Genomic DNA, 25,002 nt, shown 5'->3' on the forward strand with positions numbered 1-25,002 from the left:
ACATCATGATTAACGGCACGAAAGCTCTCGATCGTTCACTGCGCTGGGGTATGGTTGGCGGCGGTGGCACCAGCCAGATTGGTTACATTCATCGTTCCGCTGCCCTGCGTGACGGCAATTTTGTGTTGCAGGCCGGAGCGTTCGATATCGACGCTGAACGTGGCCGGGCCTTTGGCGTGGCGCTGGGCGTGGCACCAGATCGCTGCTATCCCGATTATGAAACCCTGTTTGCGGCGGAAGCGGCACGCGTCGACGGCATCGAGGCGGTCTCCATCGCCACCCCCAACAACACCCATTTCGCCATTTGCCGTGCCGCGTTAAACGCCGGGCTGCATGTGGTGTGTGAAAAGCCGCTGTGCTTCACCGTTGCTGAGGCTGATGAGCTGGAAAAACTCTGTGCGGAGAAGAAAAAAATCATCGGGGTGACTTACGGTTATGCCGGTCATCAGTTGATTCATCAGGCACGGGAGATGATCGCCGAAGGACTGCTGGGAGAGATTCGCATCATCAATATGCAGTTTGCCCACGGTTTCCATAACGAGGCGGTGGAGCTGCAAAATCCCAGCACCAAATGGCGTGTCGATCCGCGCTTTGTTGGCCCCAGTTATGTGCTGGGGGATCTCGCGACCCATCCGCTGTTTATCGCTGAAACCATGGTACCGAAGCTGAAGGTCAAACGTCTGTTGTGCAGCCGCCAGAGCTTCGTCAAAAGCCGCGCACCGCTGGAAGATAACGCCTTTGTGATGATGGAGTATGACAACGGGGCGGTGGGCACCATGTGGGCCTCGGCGGTGAATTGTGGCTCGATGCACGGCCAAAAGGTACGGGTCATCGGCGAGAAGGCCAGCCTGGAATGGTGGGATGAACAGCCGAATCAGCTGCGCTACGAAGTGCAGGGCGAGCCGGTGCAGATTCTGGAGCGCGGTATGGGGTATCTATACGGACGCGCGTTAGAGGAAGATCGGATCGGCGGCGGCCATCCTGAAGGGCTGTTTGAGGCGTGGTCAAATCTCTATCGGCGTTTTGCGCTGGCGATGGATGCCACCGATCGTGCTGACCAGGCGTTCCTCGATAACTTCTGGTATCCCGATGTGCATGCGGGATTGATGGGGGTGCGCTGGGTCGGGCAGTGCGTGCAGTCAGCCGATGCTGGAGCGGTGTGGGTTGATTGCTGAAGCGAACATTCGTACGCGCAATAAATTGCACCGCTACAAACCGTGCGTAGCGGCGCGATTTATCGCGCGTTTTTGCCGTTAAAAATAATAAATTTCCAGATTTTTAGGGAGCGTTTCCGGATGGTTCAGTGGCGTAAAGGTGGCCCCTTGTTCAATGCCGAGACGGCATGGGTAGTCATGAGTAACCAGAGAGTGCAGGGTGGCGCCACTTGCGAGGGTAATCTGCGGAATAAAACCGGTGGCCTCATCCAGGCGCGGTAAACAAATTTCATCAACAACGGCTTCCTTCCCCATCTTCAGGTTTTGCCCCAATAGCTTCAATGAACCATGGACCGTTGAAGATAAAATTTCATTGTTTTGACCGCCCAGAATGCCCCCCTGCCTGACAACAGAATGGTTGTGGATAAGCGTATTACTATCTCTGGTATAAATAAATTCCACCGTGGAATCATTTATCTCTGTCTTGCCAATATTACTGTATACGGCTTTTGCGCTGCTTTTTTCCACCAGAATATCGCCTGCACGATTCAGGAGATTTCCGGTTACAGTGGAGTCGATGATTTCAATATTCCGTGTGGGAAGCCCTTCCTCATAAAAGAGAATTGCCACATTGCCATATATTTTGCATTTATTTTCACACCTGATGCTGTTATCAACATTTTCAATCGCTACGTGGGATAAATTTTCTCCCCCGATCGCAGGTTTTAAAAGGTCTTTATAATAATCAACTTCACTCATGTTGAATTGATAAACAGCATCATCGCTATCTTTTACCGGACAAATCCACTCATAAAATCCGGACTGCGGCATCAGTTTCACATTAGTGTAATCCTGGCTTCTGATCTCCGTTGTTATTAAATTAATGGCACCATGGTAACTTTCTACTTTCCCCTCAATTAAGCAATGTTCAGCCTCAGTGAGGTGATTTGGTGTATAGATGATGCCCTTTATCTCACAATTATTGAGTTTTATTTTTCCATCCTGTGAAGAAATGACCTCCCAGATATGCTGTTTAGTATTTTTAATGCCAACCTTACAATTATTTAGGGTGATGTTATTCGTAGCTGAAATACTAAGATCGACGACATGATTACTCACATCCAGGGGTTCGTAATTCCAGCTTATTAGCTGCACAAACCGCCACTGAATATCAGCATTATTAGCAACCGTACCGTATGAAGCCGAAACCGATCCCACGCTCATCAATTCATTCCTTTGGAGTATGTAGCCGCACTGGCGAACAGGTGAGGGAAGTGTACTAAGGTCGAAAAGAAATTAAAGCGAGGCTGGAACGGTGGGAGTCATTTTCACAGAAATATCATAACTATTCAGGTTTAATATCGATGCGAGGCGCTGCGCGATATATCGCGCAGCGCCTGAATTAATGGGATCGTAAATCACTTAAAAAGCGCTGGGCGCGCGGGTGCTGCGGTTCGGTGAAGAATTTTTCTGGCGTGGCTTTTTCCAGAATCTGGCCTTGATCCATAAACCAGATGGTGTCGGCCACTTCGCGGGCAAAATTCATCTCGTGAGTGACACACATCATCGTCATGCCTTCCTGTGCCAGGCCGCGCATAACTGACAACACTTCACCGACCATTTCCGGATCGAGTGCCGACGTTGGCTCATCAAACAGCATCACTGGCGGCTTCATCGCCAGCGCTCGGGCAATCGCCACACGTTGTTGCTGGCCGCCCGACAACTGAGCCGGATAGGCATCAGCCTTGTGCGACAGCCCGACGCGTTCCAGCAGTTCTCCCGCCTGCTGACGTGCCTCAGAGCGTTTCACCCCCAGCACCTTCATCGGCGACATCATAATGTTCTCCGCCACCGACACATGCGGGAACAGGTTGAAACTCTGGAAAACAAAACCAATGCGCGTGCGCAGCTGGTTGAGGCGCGTGCTGCTGCCGTGGATATCGATGCCATCAAAGACAATCTGGCCAGCTTCGATCGGTTCCAGCCGGTTGACGGTGCGGATCAGCGTCGATTTGCCGGAGCCGGATGGGCCGCACACCACGACCACTTCGCCGGGATTGATCTCGGCACTCAGGTCGGTCAGTGCCTGATACGCGCCGTACCATTTGTTGACCTGATTAAACAGAATCATCGGTCGCATAGCCGTTCCTTACTGTGATTGGGTTTTAGTCATCATTACCGCCGGGGCCACGCTGGGGGCTTCCACTGGCGGCTGACGGCGTTTCTGCGCGAGTCGCGCTTCCAGTTTGTTGGCAAGCCACGTCAGGCTGAAGCAGATGAGGTAGTAGCTCAGCGCCACGATGGCGAACACCTGGAAAGGTTTGGTCAGCAACTGGTTACTCACCTGATTTGCGGCGAAAGTCAGTTCCGGCACGTTAATCACATAGCCGAGGGTGCTGTCTTTAATGATCGACACCAGCTGGCTGACCAGGCTGGGTAGGGTGTTAAACAGCGCCTGTGGCAGGATCACCAGACGCAGGGTTTTGATATGCCCCATGCCGAGTGCGCGTGCCGCCTCATACTGGCCGTGCGGCAGTGCCTGAATACCACCGCGCACGATTTCGGCGATATAGGCGCTTTCATAAATCACCAGCGTGCACAGCATGGTGGTGAAGCCACTGATGTTGTGACCAATCAGCAGCGGCACGCAGAAGTAGGTCCAGAACACCACCATCATCAGCGGGATGCCGCGCAGCAGGTAGACCCAGCAGGTGGCGGGCCAGCTCAGCCAGCGCCACGGTGACAGGCGCGCCAGCCCCAGCAGCACGCCCACCGGGAAGGCGAACAGCACTGCCAGCAGCGAGATCAACAGGGTGCAGAGCACTCCACCCAGCGGTCCACTTGGGTACTGGCCCATTAACAGCAGCATGCCGTTGTCATGCAAAATGGTGAACATCTCAAGCATCGCCATTACCTCGCATAGACGCGTTGAAAGCGGCGGGCCAGCAACGCACCAAGGCCCATCAGCAACAGGGAGAAGAACAGATAACCCACTGTGGCGACAAAATAGGCCTCGAAGGTGCGGAAGGTCTGGTTCTCGATGTCGCGCGTCACATAGGTCAGTTCCGCCACGCCAATCACCATCGCCAGGCTGGTGTTTTTGAACAACAGCACCGTATGGTTGATTAACGATGGCAGCGCATTACGAATGCCCTGCGGCAGAATCACCGACCACATGGCGCGCACAAAGCTCATGCCAAGCGCACGCGCGGCTTCGTTTTGCCCATCCGGGATGGCGCGCAGGCCGCTGCGGATATCTTCCGAGAAGTAGGCGGCCTGGCACAGACCGAGCGCCACCAGCGAGAACAGAAACTCGGCGTTGTAATCGTTAATCCACATTTGCAGCGCTTCCGGCAGCAGCGTCGGAATAGCGAAATACCACATCATCAATTGAATCAGCGTCGGCACATTGCGGTGATACGAGACATAGGCTTTCACCAGCCCGACGGCAATGCGTTGATTGGTCAGGCGGATGATCACCAGCAGCATGGCGAGGGCCATCGCCAGCAGCCAGGCACCCAACGCCAGTTCAAGGGTGACAACCGTGCCATCGACGATCATCTGGCCGAAGTGGCCGGTTATCACACTGCTGAAATCGAGTGCCATCGTGTTACCTCTTATGACATTACGACCCGGTGCGGTCGCCCGGTCGCATGGTGGAAAGGCCGCCCGGCACCTGCAACGTTGGGGTGATCTCGATATTGCCGATATTTACCGCCACCGGTGCCGCCAGGGCAAAGGCGACGCAGTCGGCGATATCTTTCGCCTGCGGCAGTTCAAAGCCATCAATAAACCGTCGACGTGCATCTTCGTGATCGCCAGAAACGTTACCGAAGATGTCGGTCGCGACGCGGCCAGGGCAGATTTCGGTGATTCGCACGCGCTTGCCGTAGCAATCGACGCGCAACTGGCGCGACAGGGCGTGCACCCCGGCTTTGGTGGCGTGGTACACCGAGTTACCGCCAAAGTTGTAGATGGCGGCGATGGAGGTGATGTTGAACACATGGCCACGATCGCGTGCCACCATGCCCGGCACCAGCAGACGGCACAGATGCAGCACCGCGCGCAGGTTCACATCCACCTGGCTTTCAATCACGTTTTCATCGGCATCGAGAATCGATCCCGGATGCGATAACCCGGCGTTGTTGACCAGAATGTCGATTTGCAGGTCCTGACACAGTGCCGTCAGCGCGCTGAGATCGCTGACATCCACCGCGTGTGGAATGCAGCCGGTGCGTTCCGCCAGCGCCGCCAGCTGTTCTTTACGGCGCGCTACGGCGTGAACGGTGATCCCTTCCTGGCACAGACGTTCAACAATCGCTTCACCCATCCCGGCCGATGCGCCGGTGACCAGTGCGGTTTGGTAATCTGAAAATGGCATTTGCCTCTCCTGTCATCGCCGGGCCTGTTGGCTACGGCGCGTTTCTGATCTTTTTCTGACTTTATGCAGTTATGTGGTATGGGGATAAGACATAAAAATTTTGAGGCAATAAGCGACCCTTATAACCGCGGGAGTGCGGGGTTATCCTGATGAATTATCATGATTTCCTGGTTGTATTCCACTGGCGAGCCGCCACCCACGGTGACATTTTCCACCCGGCCAGCGCTGGTGCTGGTGACGGGCAAATACAGCGGACCCACCTGCACCAGCGCCAGCACCTCCTCGGGTTGTACTTGCTGGCCGGGCTGGACAAAATCCTGCTGGCTGAGCGGATGACGCAGCAACAGGGTACCCGGCATCGTTGCCGTGACAGCATGGGTGCTGCTCGGGAGGGGCTTCGGGGCCGGAGGGGGAGCAGGAGGCAAGGGGGCGAAAGTCAGGCGTACCGACCAGTCTTTACCGCCCAGCTCAAGGCGGCTCAGCCCGGAGCGGCGCATCCGGCGCGCGATAGCGCGCAGCGTCGGCAGCGGTATTGCGGTTTTTTCCATGAGGTTCCCGTCAAAGCAAAAGACGACAAAGCCCGCCGGAGCGGGCAGCTATGCCGTCAATCTAGCGCGTTCGTCAGACGGGCAGTAAGAGGGTTTCGCTTTGCGGTAATAAGCGAGGCTTATCCCACCAGCGTCAGGGGATGGTTCTCGACGTTGCGGCGTGACATCAGCGACAGCAGAATCGATTTCACCGCTTCTGCCGGTTGCGACAGCGGCAGGTGATCGGACATGCAGAAGGAGAGCGATGCCTGCACATCCGGTTCGACAATCTTCGCCATCCACGCATCGGCATTTTTCAGCATCGCCCGCGCGGCGGATTCCGGCATGATAGTCGCGCCCAGCCCGGCGGCAAGGGCCGCATTGAGGGTGGTTTGCGATTCGATCTCGCATTTCACCTGATATTGCAGGTTGTTCTGTACAAAGGCATCGTCCAGCACTTTGCGCATGATGTTGTAGATACGCGGCAGGAACAGATCGTATTTCGCCACATTTGCCAGGCGGATCTCCTTCATCGGTTGCGCGAGGCTGAAGGGGCAAACGAAGCACAGATCTTCTTTCATCAGCGGCATAAAGCGCAGACCGTGGATGTTGCGGTGGTCATAGATCACCGCCATGTCCATACGGCCATTCATGATCAGCTCACTCAGCGTGGTGCCGAAGTTCTCATTAAAATAAAGCACGATACCGGGATGCTGTTGCTGGACTTCCATCATCAGCGGCAGGGCCAGGTTTTGTGCCGCCGTGCCCGGCGCGAGGCCGACAGAGACGCTGCCGCTCAGCGACGCGCCGACACGATCAATCGCACTTTGCGCCTGTTCGCACTGGCGCAAAATGGACTGGGCATGGGAATAGAGCGTTTTACCCGCTTCGGTGGGCGTGACGCCGCGCTTGGTGCGAATCAGCAATTGCTGATTCACTTCCCCTTCCAGCGTTGCCAGCTGCTGGCTCAGGGCGGGCTGGGCGATATGTAAAATATCGGCGGCCTGCGTCAGACTGCCGACATCGACAATTTTGACAAAATATTTAAGACGGCGAAGATTCATGGTCACTCCCTCCAACGGAACGCATATCAGCATCAAGCAAAGTTGATGCCAGAATAAGGTTTAGTGATTGAACTCAGACAGGAGGGTACGGCCAGTGTGCCTCCTAAGGCTTTTGCTGAGTTGACTCCGTGCCTGCTCAACAAATGCTCAGGCGGGGTATTTCGCACCGTTTTGGTGCGCTTTCCCATCAGCGTTACCAATGGCTGACGACAGCGATGCGCCAGATTGGCGCGTAAAACCGGCTAAAAGTAACACTTTTTTAACATATCCAGCGTAGCAACTGCGTGACCCGCCGCGCATTTCCGCGTAAAGCGCTGGATTTGTGGCCAAAGTGTGCGACCGGTCCAGTCATCGTTTTGTGTTATATCACCACAACAAAGCGCTATTAACGGTGGCTTTGGGCAAAAACCTATCCTCAGAGAACCTTGCTGGCCCTGCGCGTTTCGGCGTGCTGCGCCGTTTCTGCTGACCCTGAGATCAGGAAGAGTTCCCCATGCCCGAGATAGCCGATCGACTCAAGAATGTCACTGTTTCCGCCTCCGTCGCCATGACCCAGAAAGCACGCGATCTCGCGGCGCAGGGGATTGATGTGGTAGCGCTTTCCACCGGGGAGCCAGACTTCCCGACGCCGGATCACGCCATCGAGGCGGCCTACGCGGCGGCACGCGCCGGAGATACCCGTTACCCGCCCACCGATGGCACCCCGGCACTGCGCCAGGCGATTCAGCGGAAATTCAAACGTGATAACCAGCTGGATTACGACGTCAGCCAGATCCTGACGGCAGGCGGTGCCAAGCAGATCATTTTTAACGCGATGCTGGCGACCATTAATCCCGGTGATGAAGTGGTGATCCCGACGCCATCGTGGATCAGCTATGCCGATATCGTGAAGTTCGCCGGGGGCATTCCGGTGCCGCTGCCTTGTGCCCAGGAAAACGGTTTCAAGCCGCTGCCGGAACAGCTGGAGGCAGCGATTACCGACAAAACCAAATGGTTGCTGCTTAACTACCCGAGCAACCCGACCGGTTCCGTGGCGAGCAAAGCGGAGTTACAGGCGCTGGGCGAGGTGCTGCTGCGCCACCCGCAGATGTGGATCATGACGGATGATATCTACGAACACCTGATTTATGACGACGTGCGTTTTTACACCCTGGCGCAGGTGGAACCACGTCTGTATGACCGCGTGCTGACGGTAAATGGTGTATCAAAAGCGTATTCCATGACCGGCTGGCGTCTCGGTTTCTGCGGCGGCCCGGCAACGCTGATTAAGGCGATGAGTAACGTCAACACCCAGAACAGCGGCGGTGTCACCACCCTGACCCAGGCGGCAGCGGTTGCGGTGCTGGAAGGTCCGCAGGATTTATTGCAGGAACGCGCACGTATCTACCGCGAACGTCGTGATTATGTGCTGGAGCGTCTGACCTCGATCGATGGCCTGCGTTGTCACCGACCGCAGGGGGCGTTTTACCTGTTTGTGAATATCAATGGGTATATCGGCAAAGTCAGCGCCGGTGGCCGCCCTATCAATAACGATGCGGACTTTGTACTGGCCTTGATTGAGGAACAACATGTGGTGACGGTGCAGGGAGCGGCCTATGGCATGAGTCCGTTTATTCGTCTTTCCTACGCCACCAGCATGGAGCGTTTACAGACCGGCTGCGACCGTATCGCGGCGTTTTGTGCCGGTTGCCGTGAAGCCTGATGAGAGATGGATAAAAAAACGGTCGCTTCAGGGCGACCGTTTTTATTGGTGAATTATGCTACCACCTCGGCCGCTGGTGCCACCTGATGGCCGCTGGCCTCCACTTCGCTGCGTACGATGCTGGCGAGTGCCAGCGAACCGGGGGTATCGCTGTGGACCAGAATCGAGCGTGCACGCACGGCCAGTTCCTCACCCTCAATCGTGGTGACGGTGCCCTGTTGCAGAAACTGCCGCACTCTGGCGCGCAGCGCGCCTTCTTCGTTAATTACCGACCCCGCCACACCGCGTGGCACCAGACGCCCCTGGGCATCGTAGGCGCGGTCGGCGAGGAACAGCGTCAGGGTTTTTAATCCTGCCGCCTGCGCGGCGCGTTCAATAAGGGTATCCGGCTGGGCGAAGATAATCAGCGAACTGTCGATGCGGGCTACCAGCGCCATCACCTGCTGTGCCAGCTTTTCGTCGCGATTGACGATATTACCCATCGCGGCATGGAAGCTTAAATGCGCCACGGTGGTGCCTTCGGCGCGGGCGATGGCCATCAACGCACCCAGCTGATAGGCCACCTGCTGGCAAATTTCGTCAGCGGAAAACGGCAGCTCACGGCGGCCAAATCCCTGACGATCCCGCAGGCCAGGATGCGCACCAATGCCGACGCCATGTTGCTTTGCCAGCCGCACCATGTTGGTCATGATCGCCGGATCGCCAGCATGAAAACCGCAGGCGATATTGGCTGATGACACCACTTTCATCAGCGCAGCATCATCGCACAGCTGATACACGCCGAAGCCTTCTCCCATATCGGAATTCACATCAATCTTCATCGTAGGGTCCTTGCTCTGGTTAAGCGCTGATGGCCTTGCGCAGCGGCAGGCAGCTCAGGCGCAGCCGGGTGAGCCAGTGCGCGACTGCCTGCTCGATGGCGATGGCTTCACGCGCATCACTTTTCACTAACTGGATCGACTGGCCCGGCAGCAGCTGGCCGAGTCGCCACAGATCCTGTTCGATCACCCCGGCGATCTTGGGATAACCCCCGGCGGTGTTGGCATCGCTCAGCTGAATGATCGGTTCACCCGCTGGCGGCACTTGTACGATGCCGGGGATCAGACCGTACGATCGCATCTCCACCGTTTTTGACGGGAAGATCGGATCCCCTGCCAGCCGGTAACCGGTGCGGTTGCTTTGGTTCGATATCTGCCAGGATTGCTGCCAGAAACGGGCTGCATCGGCGGCAAACAGGTGATATTCCCCGGACGGAATGGCGCGTAGCTGGATCTCGCCCGCATTGTTGCGGGGAAACAGCGCGCGCAGTGCGCTTTCCGGCGGTTCAATGCCGATGCCGGACGTGGGCAGGGCCGGGCCGCTTGCGGCACCGAGCGCCAGCTGGTCGCCGCGCTGCAATGCCCGGCCATGATGTCCGCCAAATGCGCCACGTAGCGCGGTGCTGCGCGAATTCAGCACCACCGGCACATCAATGCCGCCACTGATGCACAGATAACCGCGTGCACCGCTGCGCGGATAACGCAGCTCCAGCACCTGTCCGGCTTTCACGCCGCAGCCCCACCAGGGCGGCAGCGGCTTGCCGTCCAGCGTGGCGCGGCAGTCGGCCCCGGTGACGGCGATACTGGTGTCCTGCAAAAAGCGCACGCGAAACGGAAACAACTGCACTTCAATCGCCGCGGCGTTCTCATCGTTGCCGAGCAGCAGATTACCCGCGCGCAGCGCCAGCGGGTCCATCACGCCGCTGACCGACACCCCCATATGGCGGTAATGAAAACGCCCCAGGTCCTGCACCGTATTGAGTGCGCCGCTCTGTTCAATCTCAATCACAGCTCAATCCTCTGCGGCAGAAAGCGGATACGGTCGCCGGGTGCCATCAGCGCCGGGGAATCCGCCAGCGGGTCAAACACCTCCAGCTCGGCATAGCCGATGGCGTTCCAGCCGTTCGGTCCGGTCAGCGCCGAAACCCCTGCCTGCGCGCCACCGATGGTGACGGTGCCTTTCAGCATGCTGAGGGAGGGCACTTTTTTACGCGGCGTTGCCAGCTGGGGATCCAGCCCGTGCAGATAGCCAAAGCCCGGCGCGCTGCCGAGCGCAAACACGGTGTATTCGTTTTGATGATGACGACGCACCACTTCGCGCGCACTGAAGCCGGTATGGCGGCAGACCGCATCGAGATCGATAGCGTGTTCACCGCCGTAATCCACCGGAATCTCAATCAATTTGCCCTGTGGATGCACCGCCTGCGCCTGCTCCCAGGCCGCATGCAGCCTGGCGCGTACCAGGGTTTCATCCGCTGGGATATGACGAAACAGCACCAGCAGATTGGTGACGCCGGGGATTAGCGCTTCGACGTCGTCATCGCCCGCCAGCAGACGTGCCAGCGACCAGACGCGGCGCTGCGAGGGCAGATCAAACCCCCCCGGAGCTTCAACCAGCCAGGCGCGCGCGCCAATGGTGGAGAGGGTAATGGTGGCACCCGCCAGTGCCGGAGCACTGGCAGGCTGGATAGCCGTTTTTGACATCACGGGCATGGGTTATTCCAGCGGTTCGAATTTCAGACTGGCGAGCGGCTGTACGCGCTCCTCACGCACCATTTTGTATTCGGTATTTGGCCCAATCCAGGTATCCCAGATTTTGTCGATGGTGCCATCATCGTCCATGGCTTTCAGGCCGCTGTTCACGCTGGCAAGCAGAGCGGGCTCATCACGTTTCATGCCGATGCCAATCGGTTCCAGCGCCATCGGTTCCTTGATCATCGCGAGGTCGATACCGTCTTTTTTCGCCTGAGTGATCATCTTGATGCCGGTCATGGTGTTGGTGACAAAGCCCAGCGCTTTGTTCTGTTCAACAGCCAGGAAAGCCGAAGCGGTATCCTGGAAAGTCACCGCTTTGGCCCCTTTCAGGTAGATCGACTGTTCCGAGGTGGTGCCTTTGGTGGCGCTGATACGCTTACCTTTGAAATAGCTGAGCGGCTTGTCGGCCAGCGGCGCTTTTACCAGCAGCATCTCTTTGGCGACGTAGTAGGGGTCGCTGAACTGGATCTGGCTGCCACGGGTTTTGGTGTAGGCGAGGTTGGCGATCAACACATCGGCACGGCCAGTGGCGATCACCGCAATACGCGCTTCCACCGAGGTCGGCACCAGCGTGGCTTTAACCCCCAGCTGTTTCGCCAGCGCATGACACAAATCCACATCCATACCGGCCAACTGACGGGTTTGCGGGTCCGGTGAGGAGAAGGGCGGCACATCGGAATACACCGCGCATTTGAGTTCACCGCTCGATTTAATGTTTGCCATCAGATCAGCATGGGCGGAAGCGATAGCCAGCAGCGGCAGCAGCGGCAGCAGCGCCAGCCCGATGGTGGTACGTCTTTTCATGGTCATGTGGTGCCCCTCAATGATGGTTATCGCGGCTGCGCCGGAAAATGTTCACTTTTCCCGGACTATATCGGCTTTGTTTTAAGGCGAATAAGAGGGAAACCCTGTTGCGCGATAGCGAAATACTATGACGGCTGGCGATAAGTTATTGCTATCCAGGCAGAACAAAATAGTGTTATCACGCGCGCCGCTCTCTCCTTAACGTAGGCACGTTGTCCTGCCGACAGGTGACTGGCAGAGAGAGAGTAAGGTTAAAGCAATGAATGCCCGATTAGGCGTATTACTGAAGATAATGGCGGCGCTGTGTTCCACCCTGATGCTGGCGTGCGTGAAGGGATTAAACGGCACCATTCCTACTGGCGAAGTGATTTTTTTCCGCAGTTTTGTGGCGCTGTTTCCCCTGCTGCTGTGGCTGAAAATCCAGGGGAACGTGCTGGCAAGCCTGAAGACGCGAAATTTGTTCGGCCATTTGATTCGCGGCTTTTCCGGCACCGGCGGCATGTATTTCAACTATCTGGCGCTGGTGTATATCTCGCTGGCCGATGCCACCGCACTCAGCTATGCCGCTCCCTTATTTACCGTGATCATGGCGGCGCTGCTGCTGAAAGAGCGGGTGCGGGCTTCGCGCTGGCTGGCAGTGGTGGTGGGGCTTTCCGGCATTCTGATTATGCTGTCTTCTAAACTGACGCTGTTTTCCGGCAGCGTAGCCCATGCCAGCGCCGGGATTGGCGTGCTGTGCGCGCTGGTCGCCGCCCTGTGTACCGCCATTTCCAACGTGCAAATTCGTTTTCTCAACGGTATCGAACAGCCGGGCGCGATTGTGTTCTATTTTTCGCTGATGACCACGATGATCGGCCTCGCCACCGCGTTGTTTGGCTGGACGATGCCCGGCGGCATGCAGCTGTTACTGCTGATTGGCTGCGGGTTATTTGGCGGCATGGCACAGATTCTGGTGACCCTCAGCCTGCGCTATGCCGATGCGTCGCTGCTGGCGCCGTTCGATTACACCACGCTGGTATGGTCGATGGTGGTAGGTTTCGTGTTCCTTGACAGCCTGCCGGGGCAAAGCACGCTAATGGGGGCTTCGATTGTGGCGCTGGCGGGGATTTTTACCGTGTGGCGCGAGCAACGCAAACTGGCGGTGGCCTGAACGATAAACCGCACCCCAGGGGAGCGGTTTATCGCACCATCACGATCAGCGGTAAATATCGTCGATAATTTCTACCTGCTTATTACGCAGCGTTTCATCCAGCCAGCCGCGCTCCAGCGAGCCGGTTTTCGCCAGCTCGAAGTTGCGTTTATCCACCTGCAAATAGGCCAGCGCATCTTCCAGAATGCGCGCCGCATCCTGGCGGGGAACCACAATCACCCCATCGGCATCGCCAAGGATAATATCGCCCGGCGCGACGTGGATTTTGCCACAGGCAATCGGCACGTTGATTTCGCCCGGTCCATCTTTAAACGGACCGCCCGGCGTCACACCTGCCGCGTAGATCGGGAAATCCATACGCGATAAACCCTCGATATCACGTACCGGACCATCCAGCACAATACCTTCCATACCGCTCTGTCTGGCATACGTTGCCATCACCTCACCCATCAGCGACTGGCTGCGATCGCCTTCATTTGACAGGATAATCACATCGTTACGACCGGCGATATCCATGGCTTTATGTAGCATCAGGTTATCGCCCGAGCGGGCTTTTACCGTGACGGCCAGGCCGCACATAATCGGTTTTTTTGGCGCGGTTTTCAGGTTGATCTCCGCCGCCAGCGCGGGCAGGCGGCTCATACAATCCGCCACGACGGCGGCGGGCAGGGTGCGAAACGCTTCCAGCAGCGGTTCGGCATCATTCGGACGGCGTAAATAAATACGATTTCCTGCGGTCATAGGGTCTCCTTTCAGGGTTTGCCTGAGTTAATCGGGGTAAGGTGTTCAGCGGCACGTTCTTCACGGGTGAACGCGCCAGAAAGTGGGGTGCCATCGACGGTGTCGTAGTGACGCACCGCCTGTGGCTTCAGCCAGCGCTGCATCCGGGAAGGCATATCAAAACCAATCAACAGCATCACCACGAAGGTCAGGCCGAAGGACAGGCCACCGAGGGCGCTGCCGAGAGAGGCGTGCTGGGCAATCAGCGCCCCCAGCACCGGTGCCAGCGCGCCGCCGAGTGAACCAATGTTGTAGATAAAGCTGAGGTTAGCGGCGCGTTGTTCGGTATCGAAGTAGCCACTGATCATCTTCGCCAGCAGGCCACCGACGCCCTGACTAAACAGCTGTTGCAGGAAGATCAGCAGACACAGCAACCAGACACTGGAGCCGTTCAGCATAAACACCGGGATGATGATCATCTGGGCAATCAGCAGGCTCAGGACATAGGTTTTGCGGGTGCCGATGCGGTCGGCGGCAATACCTGCTACGCAGCAGCCAAGTCCCATGCCGAAGCGGCTAAAGGAGAACACCAGCGCTACCACCTCCGGCGAGTAATGCAGCTCGGTTTTCAGGTAAGTCGGCAACAGCGCGTGGATCGGCCAGCCGTAGAGAAACACGCAGACGATGGTGACGGTGAGCATCAGGCTGGTGGGCCAGCGATCCCCGCCGCTTTGTATCAGAAAGCGGATAAAGATTGCGGCGGTGATGACGGCCAGCACCGCCGTCATTAGCCCGGAAGTTTGATGATCAAAGCAGAAGTAGAGCGCCGCCGCCGCCAGCAAACCCAGCAACAGGTTGAGGGCATTACGAAGCCGATTTGGCCCGCGAAATAGCGTATCGACCATGGTTTCTGTCGGTTTTGCCGCTTTGGCTTTAGCCGCTGCCCACTCTTCGGCTTCCGGGATGGCCCGGCGTAGCCACAGGGCGTAAAACACCGGGATGATGCCGAGGTAAAACAGCGAGCGCCAGCCCCACAGCGGCACCACCCAACTGTAGGCCAGCACCGACAGAATCGCACCAGCCGAAAAACCGGAATTGAGGAAGGCGCTGGCTTTGTTACGCATATCTTTCGGCCAGGTTTCGATGGCATAGGCCGAACTGGTGCCATATTCTCCGGCCATGCCAATACCCACTAAAATGCGGGCGATAAACATCCAGGTATAGTTAGGAGCAATACCACAGGCTAAGGTGCCACCAGCAAATAATATAATGCTGGTGATCATCGCACTTTTACGTCCGTATTTGTCGCCCATTGCGCCGAGGGCCAATCCACCAAACCAGCGCAAAATAAACGCCGCAGAAATTAACGCTGCCGCTTCTGCGGTACTGACATTAAATTCCGCCATTATTTCCGTCAGCACTAACGTAATAATGACGAAATCAAAACCATCCAGCATATAACCCATCCATGCGGCCCAGAACGCTTTCCATTGCTGGCGGTTAAGCCTTTTATACCAGGGTAATAGCGAGGTTTCTTCAGGCATGACTGGCTCCTGATGCGATTTATAGGGTAAGAGGAATAAGGGGCGTGCAGGCACGTCCGGTTCAGGGTGTTTATTTTTCTGTTTGAGGAAGCCTACCGGATAAATAACGTGTTACGAAAGTTGTGTTACGGCTAACAGCGGGGTGATCACGAAATGAAATTCAGTATTGATTTAACACAATGATAAATAAACTTATTGGATTTTATTATGGGGGGATAATTTTATTGTATGGGATTCTGGTATCATAGGTGCAATGAAATGGCGTCGAATCACCGTTATCCTGATTTCAGCTTGCCGCAGGGTGCAAAATGAAGATTGCGAAAATACTTAATAATAATGTGGCTATCGTACTGGGCGAGCAGGGCCAGGAACAGGTGGTGATGGGACGCGGGCTGGCGTTTCAAAAACGCGTGGGCGACCCGCTGGATGCGCAGTTGATTGAAAAGGTGTTTGCACTACAAAACCATGCGCTGACCAGCCGCCTGAGCGAGCTGCTCTCGGAGATCCCGATTGAGGTGATCACCACCACCGAATTGATCATCGCGCGCGCCCGGCAGCAACTGGGATCGACGTTGCACGAAAGCCTGTCGATCGCGTTATGCGATCACTGCAACTTCGCCATTGAACGCCACCGACAGAACCTGCCGATCCGCAATGTGTTGATCTGGGAGATCAAAACCCTGTACCCCAATGAGTATGCGCTTGGACTGGAGGCGCTGGCGATCATCGAAAAACGTCTCGGCGAACGGCTGCCGGAGGATGAAGCGGGGTTTATTGCCATGCATCTGGTCAATGCGCAGCTCGACAACGATATGTCGGATGTCGCGCATATCACGCGTTTTATGCAGGATATTTTGCAGATCGTGAAGTATCGCCTGCAACTGGATTATCGCGTCGAAAGCCTGAGTTACAACCGGTTCGTCAACCATCTGAAATTCTTCGCACAGCGCATGCTGGGCAAACGCGGCGTGTGCAGTGAGGACGAATCATTGCACGATGTGGTACGCGACAAGTACCCGGAAGCCTATCAGTGCACCCTCAAAGTGGATCAGCATATTCAGCAGAAATATCAGTACGCCCTGTCAAATGAGGAACGGATGTTTCTCACCATCCATATTGAGCGGGTGCGCAAAGAGACGCGCGCGTTGCAGGAAGATCCTGATGAAGCCTGAAAACGGCACGATCCGTAGCGGCGCGATTTATCGCGCGGTTTTTTGGCCTGCGCGATAAATCGCACCGCTACGACCAGGTGCTTTACTTCAGCGCCGCGCCGTGGCTGCTGATCACCTTCTGATACCAGAAGAAGCTTTTCTTGCGTGAGCGCGCCAGCGTGCCGTTGCCGTTATCGTCACGATCAACATAGATAAAGCCGTAGCGTTTGGAGAACTCCGCTTTGGAGGCACTGACCAGATCGATCGGTCCCCAGCAGGTGTAGCCCATCACTTCCACACCGTCTTCAATCGCTTCACGCACCTGCACCAGATGGTCGTTAAGGTACTGAATGCGGTAGTCATCATTGATGCTGCCATCGGCTTCGACCTTATCTTTGGCACCCAGACCGTTTTCCACGATAAACAGCGGCTTCTGATAGCGGTCATACAGCAGGTTCATCAGGATACGCAGGCCTTCCGGATCGATCTGCCAGCCCCAGTCTGAACTGGCCAGATGCGGGTTCGGCACCATCGACAGAATGTTGCCGCGTGCTTTCTGATTCTCTTCTTCATTGGTGGTGACGCAGCCGGTCATGTAGTAACTGAAGGAGATGTAATCGATGGTGTTTTGCAGATCGCGTTTGTCCTGTTCGGTCATTTCGATCTGGATCTGGCGATCGGCAAAGAAGCGTTTCATATACGCCGGATAGTAACCGCGTACCTGCACATCACCGAAGAACAGCCATTCACGGTTCTGTTGCATAGTTTCCATCACATCCGCCGGGCGACAGCTGAGCGGGTACAGCAGCGCACCCAGCAGCATGTTGCCGATTTTGCCGCCAGAAACAATCTCGTGGCAGGCTTTGGCCGCGCGTCCGCTGGCAACCAGCTGGTGGTGAATCGCCTGATAAATTGCCTGCTGGTCGCTCTCTTCCGGCAGACCGACGCCGGTAAAGGGCGCATGCAGTGACATATTGATTTCATTGAAGGTCAGCCACAGCTTCACCTTGTGCTGGAAGCGGGTGAACACCGCGCGCGCATAGCGTTCAAAGCAATCGATGGTGGTACGGCTGCCCCAGCCGCCGTACTTTTTGATCAGGCCATACGGCATTTCATAATGCGACAGCGTAACCAGCGGCTGGATGTTGTATTTCGCCATCTCATCAAACAGACGATCGTAAAACGCCAGACCTTCTTCATTCGGCTCGGCTTCGTCGCCCTGTGGGAAGATACGCGTCCAGGCAATTGAGGTGCGCAGCACGGTAAAACCCATTTCGGCGAACAGTTTGATGTCTTCCGGGAAGCGATGGTAGAAATCAATCGCGGTATCTTTGATACCGAAATCTCCGGTGTGGCGCTCAACGCGATCGCCAAAAATGCCTTTCGGTTGCAGGTCGGAAGTGGACAAACCTTTACCGCTGGTCTGATATGCCCCTTCTACCTGGTTAGCAGCGACAGCGCCGCCCCATAAAAATCCATCCGGGAAACGTGAGTTCATCTTGTAGCTCCTCAATTATTTCACCGCACTGAGTAACGGCGCACAGGCCGTGACCACAGACGGTTGCAGGGGTAAAACATCAATAAATTCATCGCTGTTGCTGACCACCACCGGGGTGGTGAGATCGTAACCGGCGGCCTCGATGGCGCAGATATCGAACTCCAGCAACAGATCGCCCACTTTGACGACGTCATCCACGGCGACATGTGGGGTGAAAAATTTCCCGTCGAGTTTGACGGTATCGAGGCCGACGTGGATCAGCACTTCCGCGCCATCCGCTGCCGTCAGGCCGATGGCGTGACTGGTGCGGAACAGCGACGACACCACGCCATCAATCGGTGACACCACGCGGCCATTGTCCGGCACAATGGCGACACCTTTGCCCAGCAGGCCGCTGGCGAAGGTCTCATCTTTGATCGTTTCCAGTGCCAGTACCTTGCCTGAGATCGGGCTAAACACGGTTTGTTTGCGTACCGGAGAAGTCGGTTCCGCTGGCGGCGCGCTGGGTGGTGCGACCTGCGGCAGGCCAAACAGGTATGTCGCGATGGAGGCGAACAGCAACGCCACCGCCGCCCCGGCAAAAGAAGCGTAGACGCTGGCATCAATGCCGCTGGTGGGCACCACCTGAATAAAGGTGAAAATGCTGGGGAAGCCGAAGGAGTAAATGGTGGTGTGCCAGAAACCGAGAATCGCCGCACCCAGCGCGCCACCGATACAGCCGAAGATAAACGGGCGACGATGGGGCAGGGTGATGCCGTACACCGCCGGTTCGGTAATGCCGAAGATGCTGGCGCTGAACGCAGAGCCCGCCATCGCTTTCACTTTGGCCTCGCGGGTGCGCAGCATCACGCCGAGCGTGGCACCTGCCTGGCCGAGCACCGCAGGCATCAGCAGCGGCAGCAGGGTGTCATGGCCGAAGTTGGCGAGGTTGTTCAGCATGATCGGCACCAGCCCCCAGTGCAGACCGAAGATCACGCAGATCTGCCAGATCGCTCCCATCACCGCACCGGCAATGGTTGGGCTGAGGCTGTAGATCCACAGATAGCCTTCGGCCAGCATCCGGCTCAGCCAGGTCGCCGCCGGGCCGATGGCGAGAAAGGTCAGCGGTACGGTGATCAACATACAGATCAGCGGCGTGGTGAAATTGCGCACCGCGCCCGGTGAACGTGGGTGCACCGCGCGTTCAATCAGGCTGGCAACCCAGGAGGAGAAGATAATCGGGATCACCGAGGCGCTGTAGTTAAGGATCTCCAGCGGGATGCCGAGGAAACTGAAGTGCTGGCCCTGCTGCTGCTGTTCAAACGCGGTCAGCATCAGCGGATGCACCAGCGCGGCGGCAATCGCCATACCGACAAACGGGTTAGCGCCGAATTTCTTGCTGGCGCTGTAGCCCAGCAGAATCGGCAGGAAGTAAAACAGGCCGTCGCTGGTGACAAACAGCAATTTATAGCTGCCGCTCTCCTGATCCATCACGCCGAGCACCAGCGCCAGCGCCAGCAGACCCTTGATGATGCCCGAGGCGATCATCACGCCAATAAATGGGGTGAAGATGCCGGAAACCAGATCGATAAATCGCGCGAACAGGGTTTGTTTGGGTTCATCAGCCCGTTCTGCGCCATCATTCTCCAGCCCGTGACGACCCACCACCTGTTGATAAACATCGCCGACGTGGTTGCCAATCACCACCTGATACTGGCCGCCGCTCTCCACCACCATGATGATGCCGGGATTATTCTTTAGCTGCGCGGTATGCGCTTTGCCCGGTTGTTTCAGTTTGAAGCGTAAACGCGTGGCGCAATGCACCACGCTGATGATGTTGGCTTTACCGCCCACACCTTCGACAATTTCGTCGGCCAGTTCCTGATATGGCATACACACTCCCGCTTTTTCGGCTGTTGTTGTCGGGTTTTCCCGGATTGGAGGCAAAAAAAAACCTAAATCGCACCGCGCTCGGAAATCCGAATGCGGTGCGATTTAGGTTTTGCCTGCGTCAGCAGTAACAATCCTCAAACGCCGCCATCTTCCAGCAATCAACGCTGAACAGGCAAAGGGAGAAGGGTGGAAATGTGAAGAGGGTCAAAAAATATGCGCGATAAATCGCGCCGCCACGGCTGGATGCGGTCTGTAGCGGCGCAATTTATTGCGCGGGTTTTGCTATCCCGCCTGCGCTTCTTCGTTCTGCATTAACGCGAAAAATGACTCCAGCTCGCGCAGCATCATCGACGCGGCAATCGACAGCTGGCGCTGCGGGGCGACGCACAACGACAGGGTGAACGGCTTCAGGATGCCATCAATCAGCGGGATAAATTTCAGCTCGCCACGGCGGTATTCATCCACAATATCCAGCCAGCACATCAGGCTGATACCGACGTCATCACGCACCAGCGAACGCAGCATATGGATATTGTTGGTGCGGCCCACCTCATTCAGGGTGATGCCGGAACTGTTCACCAGCGCCTCCAGCGGCTCCGCCAGCATCAATGGCGCGGCGGGCACGATAAACGGCCAGGACTCGCAATGGCTGAAGCGGATACTTTCCAGCTTTGCCAGCGGATGCTGGCTGCTGACCACGATGCCGAGCCGCAAGTCGGCGAATGATTTCACCAGCAGTTCGCGTGAGCAATTTGGATTGAGCATGATGCCGAAATCGGCGTCGCCATTGGTCAGCGCATTGGCGATATGGATATTGCTCATGGTGGTGAGCGTAAAGGAGATGCCGGGATACTCGGTGCGGATACGTTGCAGAATCGACGAGAAAAAGCCGCGGTTGATGGCGTCAATGGTGGCGATATGCACATGACCGTGACGCAAACCGCGCAGATCATCCAGCTGGGTACAGACGCGCCCAAACTCGCGCTGCCAGTTCTTTGCGGCGTTAAGCAGGATTTCCCCGGCGGCTGTCATACGTAATCCTGATGGATGACGCTCAAACAGCGGCATATCCAGCTGCTTTTCCACACGCAAAATTTGCCGGTCGATGGAGGATGCCGACACGTGCAGCGTCTCGGAAGCCTTACGCAGTGAACCCTGGCGGGCCACCTCGGTGAAATAAATCAGAAACCGGGAGAAGGCGAACATAGCAGGTGCTCTCTTTTTTGCAACGCTTCGTGCTAATTAAACAGATGGACGCTTACACACAGGCAAAATAATAATCGCAATCACGATAAAAACAAGACTACGCGCGGCTTCCCGGCCGATGACGAGTCCGTCGTATGCAGGATTATTATGAAGCAGGCAGAGAATCTGGCTGTCACCGTCATCGCAAAGCAGTTCAACGGTGCTGGCAATGTATTACTGACCCTGGCGTCTGCCAGCGGACACCCACTACCGGCATTCACCCCCGGTGCCCATATTGATGTGACCATTCCCGACTGCGGCAAGCGGCAGTATTCGCTGTGCTCGGCTGCCGGGGAAGATCACTACCAGATTTGCGTCCGTCTCGATCAGGCATCGGGCGGCGGCTCCCGCTGGCTGCACCATTATGTGCAGTCAGGGGCGAACTTAGCCATTTCCGCACCCCGTAACCATTTCCCGTTACCCGATGCACCGCGCACGCTGCTGTTTGCCGCCGGTATCGGCCTGACGCCGCTGCTGGTGATGGCGGAAGAGCTGGCGGCGCGCGGTGCGGATTTCACGCTGCATCTGTATCTCAAACGCCACGATGAACTGCCGTTCAGCACCCGTCTGGAGCGGCTGGGCGAGCGCGTGCAGCTGCATTACAGCAGCGAAGGCGACAGCCTGCGCCAGCGTATCCCGGCCGATCTCCAGCAGCCGCTTAACAGCGTACTGGTGAGCTGTGGACCGGCCGGATTTATGGATCATCTGCACCAGCTGGCATTGCAGCACGGCTGGCAGGCCACGCAACTGCATAGCGAGAAATTCAAAGCTGTTGCCACTGCGCAATCGGTTGCTGGCGACACGTTTGAGGTTGAAATCGCTTCCAGCGGGGCGCGTTACACCATCGATGCCGATGAAACCATTGCCGAGGTGCTGGAGCGGGCAGGTATTGAGATCGAACTTTCCTGCGAGCAGGGCATGTGCGGTGCCTGCATCACCAGCGTGCTGAGTGGTGAACCGGACCATCGCGATGAAGTGCTGAGTCAGAAAGAACGCGCCGCCAATGACTGCATTGTGTTGTGCTGCTCACGCTCCCGTTCCCCGCTGCTGGTACTCGATCTATGAACGCGTATCCAGGCGCGAGCGGCGCGCGTTTACCCCGCTGGCTGTTACCCGAAAACTGGCCGATGCAGCAGGGGCAACCGGCGCTGGCAACCTTGCATTTCACTGCCGATGGCACCCGTTTCGAGCCACATCGCGACATCAGCGGCTATCTGGCGCTGGGTGGTGCGCTGGTGCTGCCCGCGCTGATTGAACCCCATGCCCATCTGGATAAAACCTTTACCGTGCAGCGCAGTCCGGCTCAGCAGCCGGGCCTGCTGGCGGCCATTGCCGCCATGCATCAGGATCGCGACCGCTGGAACGCGGACGATCTGCGCAGCCGGGCCACGCAGGCGCTGAACTGGGCAGTGGAGGCCGGTGTGGGCCTGCTGCGCACCCATATCGACTGGTTTTCTGCCGACGCGCCGCTGGCGTGGCAAATCGTTGGCGAGTTGCAGCACCCGTTATGCGTTATCGAGCGGGTCGCGCTGGCCCCGGTGACATTTTTTGCGGACGCCGACCAGGCAGAGCATATCGCTGCGCAGGTGGCGGCCAGCGGTGCCGTGCTCGGCGGCTTTATTCACAGCAGCAACTGGGACGCTCAGGCGTTCACCCATTTGTTGCAGGCAGCAGAGCGCTGGCAGCTGGATATCGATTTGCACATCGACGAAGAGTTGAGTGCTGATGCGCAGGGGCTGCGCTGGCTGGCGCGCTATTTGCAACAGCATCCGTTTAGCGGACGCATCACCTGTAGCCACGGCTGTGCGCTGGCGCAGCAGGATGACGGCACCGCCATCCTGGATGTGCTGGCGCAACATCGCGTCACGCTGATTGCGCTGCCGCTCACCAATCTGTTGTTGCAGGACGCCGTGCCGGGCCGCACGCCGCGTCAGCGTGGTTTAACGCTGATTAAAGAAGCGCAGGCGCGCGGCATTCCGCTGCTGCTCGGGGCGGATAACGTGCAGGACGCTTTCTGCCCGGTTGGCAGTTACGACCCACTCGACACCCTGTTCAGCGGCCTGCTGAGCGCTCAGCTGGGTGCGGCTTTTGATGAGGCATCGGCCCTGATTTGCCAGCGCACCGCGCTGCATGACGGTGCAACTTTGCCTGCGAATGATTTTGTCATTTTCCCTGATGCCGATACGGCCAGCTGGCCGCTGCGCCACCGTCGTCGCTATCGGCTAACACAGGGGATCTGTTATGGGGAATTCTCTGATGACGCTTGATGTTGGGGCGGGTAAACCGCTGGCGAAATATGCCGCGTGGCGACGCGCGGGCGACTTTATCTTTCTCTCCGGCATTATCCCGGTGAACCCGCAAACCGCGCTGATTGTGCGCGGTTACGACGATATTCCTGCTGCGGCCCAGCAACTGCTGGGACGTACCGGTGAGTTCTCCACCGATATCAAAGAAGGGCCGATTCTGGCGCAAAGCTGGTATGTGCTGGAGAGCATCCGCACCACCATCGAGAGCGCGGGCGGCCAGATGAGCGACGTGATCAAACTGGTGCAGTACTTCCGCAATCTGGACCACTTTCCCCACTACAGCCGGGTGCGCAAGCTGTTTTATCCCGATGCGCCGCCGGTTTCCACCGTGGTTCAGGTCAGCGAAATGCTGCCCAGTCCGGATGTCTTAATTGAAGTTGAAGCGACGGCGTGGTTGCCGCAATAACACGAGGAAGCGAGATGTTACATGGTTATATTCCGGCAAACCGCTTTTTGCCGTACCTGAGCTGGACTGATATCGCCACGCTGGAAGACAAAGCCAACACGGTGATTGTGCTGCCAACCGGCGCGATTGAACAACATGGCCCGCATCTGCCGTGCGCGGTGGATAGCGTGATTTCATCCGGCGTGGTGGGGCATGCACTGGCGCGTTTACCGGCGACGATCCCGGCCTATGCCATTCCGCCGATCACCTATGGCAAATCCGATGAGCACCTGCATTTCCCCGGTACCCTGACGCTGACCGGTGAAACCCTGCTGCACACCATTCTGGAGATTGGCGAGTCCTTGTACCGCGCCGGTTTCCGCAAGTTCCTGATGGTCAATGGTCATGGCGGTCAGCCGCAGCCGTTGCAGATGGCGGCGCGCGAGCTGCGTCTGCGCCACGGCGACATGATCATCATCATGCAGGACACCTTCAAAGTGCCGAACTGCGCCGAAAGTTTTATGGACGAGCAGGAACGCCAGATGGCGATGCACGCCGGACATGCAGAAACGGCGCTGATGCTGGCGCTGGCCCCCGACACGGTGCAGATGGAAAAAGCGGTGGTGAATTATCCCCCGGAGTTTCCCTGCCCGACGCTTTCCAGCACCCGCCCGATGGCAGCCTGGGCGTCATATGACTTTGGGCCCAGCGGCGTGATCGGCGATCCGCGTCCATCTACCAAAGAGCAGGGTGACGCGATTCTGGATTCACTGGCGACCAGCTGGGCGCAGGTGATTACCGAAGTGCATCAGATGGCATGGGTGACACGCGCCGAACCGGCGTGGGGCACCGGGCAGTGGCAGGGCAAAGTATTAGACCAAAACGACGCAGCATCATTATTACCACCGCGCTAATTCGGGGATCGG

24 protein-coding genes are annotated in these 25,002 nt (G+C 57.1%); 8 read left to right on the top strand and 16 right to left on the bottom strand.

The annotated features are described in order from the left end of the window. Nucleotides 1-5: 5 nt before the first annotated feature. Entirely contained in the window at nucleotides 6-1,175 is a 1,170-nt protein-coding gene (locus HA50_RS01745; RefSeq protein WP_084871925.1) for a Gfo/Idh/MocA family protein, read from the top strand. Nucleotides 1,176-1,253: 78 nt separating this feature from the next. Here HA50_RS01745 and HA50_RS01750 read toward each other — a convergent pair whose 3' ends face one another. From HA50_RS01750 to nac, 7 genes are all read right to left on the bottom strand, one after another. After that, entirely contained in the window at nucleotides 1,254-2,378 is a 1,125-nt protein-coding gene (locus tag HA50_RS01750; RefSeq protein ID WP_084871926.1) for a hypothetical protein, read from the bottom strand. 178 nt (nucleotides 2,379-2,556) lie between these two features. Next, nucleotides 2,557-3,294, bottom strand: coding sequence for an amino acid ABC transporter ATP-binding protein (locus HA50_RS01755; RefSeq protein WP_084871927.1), 738 nt, complete (start codon nucleotides 3,292-3,294; stop codon nucleotides 2,557-2,559). Between the two features lie 9 nt (nucleotides 3,295-3,303). Beyond that, nucleotides 3,304-4,059: an amino acid ABC transporter permease gene (locus tag HA50_RS01760; RefSeq protein WP_084871928.1), complete on the bottom strand. Its 756-nt coding sequence runs from the start codon at nucleotides 4,057-4,059 to the stop codon at nucleotides 3,304-3,306. Nucleotides 4,060-4,064: 5 nt separating this feature from the next. Further along, the gene (locus HA50_RS01765) at nucleotides 4,065-4,760 is read right to left on the bottom strand and encodes an amino acid ABC transporter permease (protein ID WP_084871929.1); all 696 of its coding nucleotides are present in this window, start codon (nucleotides 4,758-4,760) and stop codon (nucleotides 4,065-4,067) included. Nucleotides 4,761-4,779: 19 nt separating this feature from the next. Continuing rightward, the gene (locus HA50_RS01770; RefSeq protein WP_084871930.1) at nucleotides 4,780-5,535 is read right to left on the bottom strand and encodes an SDR family oxidoreductase; all 756 of its coding nucleotides are present in this window, start codon (nucleotides 5,533-5,535) and stop codon (nucleotides 4,780-4,782) included. 119 nt (nucleotides 5,536-5,654) lie between these two features. After that, complete coding sequence (locus HA50_RS01775) at nucleotides 5,655-6,083, bottom strand: acetyl-CoA carboxylase biotin carboxyl carrier protein (protein WP_084871931.1); 429 nt, start codon at nucleotides 6,081-6,083, stop codon at nucleotides 5,655-5,657. Nucleotides 6,084-6,202: 119 nt separating this feature from the next. Then, complete coding sequence (gene nac / locus HA50_RS01780) at nucleotides 6,203-7,126, bottom strand: nitrogen assimilation transcriptional regulator NAC (protein ID WP_084871932.1); 924 nt, start codon at nucleotides 7,124-7,126, stop codon at nucleotides 6,203-6,205. Between the two features lie 493 nt (nucleotides 7,127-7,619). On the opposite strand from nac, the gene HA50_RS01785 reads away from it, so the two are divergent. Then, nucleotides 7,620-8,828, top strand: coding sequence for a pyridoxal phosphate-dependent aminotransferase (locus tag HA50_RS01785; RefSeq protein WP_084871933.1), 1,209 nt, complete (start codon nucleotides 7,620-7,622; stop codon nucleotides 8,826-8,828). A gap of 53 nt (nucleotides 8,829-8,881) precedes the next feature. On the opposite strand, the gene HA50_RS01790 is transcribed toward HA50_RS01785, so the two are convergent. The 4 genes from HA50_RS01790 to HA50_RS01805 are packed head-to-tail and all read right to left on the bottom strand — an operon-like array spanning nucleotide 8,882 to nucleotide 12,211. Beyond that, nucleotides 8,882-9,649 (bottom strand): 5-oxoprolinase subunit PxpA, encoded by a 768-nt coding sequence (locus HA50_RS01790; RefSeq protein WP_084871934.1) that lies wholly within the window; start codon nucleotides 9,647-9,649, stop codon nucleotides 8,882-8,884. 19 nt (nucleotides 9,650-9,668) lie between these two features. Beyond that, a complete protein-coding gene (locus HA50_RS01795; RefSeq protein ID WP_084871935.1) occupies nucleotides 9,669-10,655 on the bottom strand; it encodes a 5-oxoprolinase subunit C family protein in 987 nt (328 codons plus the stop codon). Then, nucleotides 10,652-11,359 carry a 5-oxoprolinase subunit PxpB gene (gene pxpB, locus HA50_RS01800; RefSeq protein ID WP_084871936.1) on the bottom strand — a complete coding sequence of 236 codons (708 nt, stop codon included), beginning with the start codon at nucleotides 11,357-11,359 and terminating at the stop codon, nucleotides 10,652-10,654. Before pxpB ends, HA50_RS01795 begins: the two co-directional genes overlap by 4 nt. Nucleotides 11,360-11,362: 3 nt before the next feature. Beyond that, nucleotides 11,363-12,211 (bottom strand): transporter substrate-binding domain-containing protein, encoded by an 849-nt coding sequence (locus HA50_RS01805; protein WP_084871937.1) that lies wholly within the window; start codon nucleotides 12,209-12,211, stop codon nucleotides 11,363-11,365. Nucleotides 12,212-12,464: 253 nt separating this feature from the next. On the opposite strand from HA50_RS01805, the gene HA50_RS01810 reads away from it, so the two are divergent. Then, a complete protein-coding gene (locus HA50_RS01810) occupies nucleotides 12,465-13,355 on the top strand; it encodes a DMT family transporter (protein WP_084871938.1) in 891 nt (296 codons plus the stop codon). 45 nt (nucleotides 13,356-13,400) lie between these two features. Here the strand turns inward: HA50_RS01810 and HA50_RS01815 are convergent, their stop codons facing one another. Both HA50_RS01815 and HA50_RS01820 read right to left on the bottom strand, forming a co-directional pair. After that, the gene (locus HA50_RS01815; RefSeq protein WP_084871939.1) at nucleotides 13,401-14,096 is read right to left on the bottom strand and encodes an RraA family protein; all 696 of its coding nucleotides are present in this window, start codon (nucleotides 14,094-14,096) and stop codon (nucleotides 13,401-13,403) included. Between the two features lie 11 nt (nucleotides 14,097-14,107). After that, a complete protein-coding gene (locus tag HA50_RS01820) occupies nucleotides 14,108-15,619 on the bottom strand; it encodes a sialate:H+ symport family MFS transporter (RefSeq protein WP_084871940.1) in 1,512 nt (503 codons plus the stop codon). Between the two features lie 308 nt (nucleotides 15,620-15,927). Here HA50_RS01820 and licT point away from each other — a divergent pair, with 308 nt between their 5' ends. Then, nucleotides 15,928-16,791, top strand: coding sequence for a BglG family transcription antiterminator LicT (gene licT, locus HA50_RS01825; RefSeq protein ID WP_084871941.1), 864 nt, complete (start codon nucleotides 15,928-15,930; stop codon nucleotides 16,789-16,791). Between the two features lie 82 nt (nucleotides 16,792-16,873). Here licT and HA50_RS01830 read toward each other — a convergent pair whose 3' ends face one another. The 3 genes from HA50_RS01830 to HA50_RS01840 form a co-directional block, all read right to left on the bottom strand. Beyond that, complete coding sequence (locus HA50_RS01830; protein WP_084871942.1) at nucleotides 16,874-18,268, bottom strand: glycoside hydrolase family 1 protein; 1,395 nt, start codon at nucleotides 18,266-18,268, stop codon at nucleotides 16,874-16,876. A gap of 15 nt (nucleotides 18,269-18,283) precedes the next feature. Beyond that, the gene (gene bglF / locus HA50_RS01835) at nucleotides 18,284-20,140 is read right to left on the bottom strand and encodes a PTS beta-glucoside transporter subunit IIABC (protein ID WP_084871943.1); all 1,857 of its coding nucleotides are present in this window, start codon (nucleotides 20,138-20,140) and stop codon (nucleotides 18,284-18,286) included. A gap of 282 nt (nucleotides 20,141-20,422) precedes the next feature. Next, a complete protein-coding gene (locus HA50_RS01840) occupies nucleotides 20,423-21,346 on the bottom strand; it encodes a LysR family transcriptional regulator (RefSeq protein ID WP_084871944.1) in 924 nt (307 codons plus the stop codon). 147 nt (nucleotides 21,347-21,493) lie between these two features. On the opposite strand from HA50_RS01840, the gene HA50_RS01845 reads away from it, so the two are divergent. The 4 genes from HA50_RS01845 to HA50_RS01860 are packed head-to-tail and all read left to right on the top strand — an operon-like array spanning nucleotide 21,494 to nucleotide 24,990. After that, on the top strand, nucleotides 21,494-22,450 hold the full coding sequence (locus HA50_RS01845; protein WP_084871945.1) for a PDR/VanB family oxidoreductase: 957 nt from the start codon (nucleotides 21,494-21,496) through the stop codon (nucleotides 22,448-22,450). Next, nucleotides 22,447-23,652, top strand: coding sequence for an amidohydrolase family protein (locus tag HA50_RS01850; protein WP_084871946.1), 1,206 nt, complete (start codon nucleotides 22,447-22,449; stop codon nucleotides 23,650-23,652). Before HA50_RS01845 ends, HA50_RS01850 begins: the two co-directional genes overlap by 4 nt. After that, complete coding sequence (locus tag HA50_RS01855) at nucleotides 23,642-24,097, top strand: RidA family protein (RefSeq protein ID WP_084878278.1); 456 nt, start codon at nucleotides 23,642-23,644, stop codon at nucleotides 24,095-24,097. The genes HA50_RS01850 and HA50_RS01855 overlap by 11 nt, the downstream gene beginning before the upstream one ends. A 14-nt stretch (nucleotides 24,098-24,111) precedes the next feature. Continuing rightward, entirely contained in the window at nucleotides 24,112-24,990 is an 879-nt protein-coding gene (locus tag HA50_RS01860; protein ID WP_084871947.1) for a creatininase family protein, read from the top strand. Nucleotides 24,991-25,002 lie beyond the last annotated feature (12 nt).

The sequence above is a fragment of the Pantoea cypripedii genome, assembly GCF_002095535.1.
In the GTDB taxonomy this organism is placed as follows: domain Bacteria; phylum Pseudomonadota; class Gammaproteobacteria; order Enterobacterales; family Enterobacteriaceae; genus Pantoea; species Pantoea cypripedii.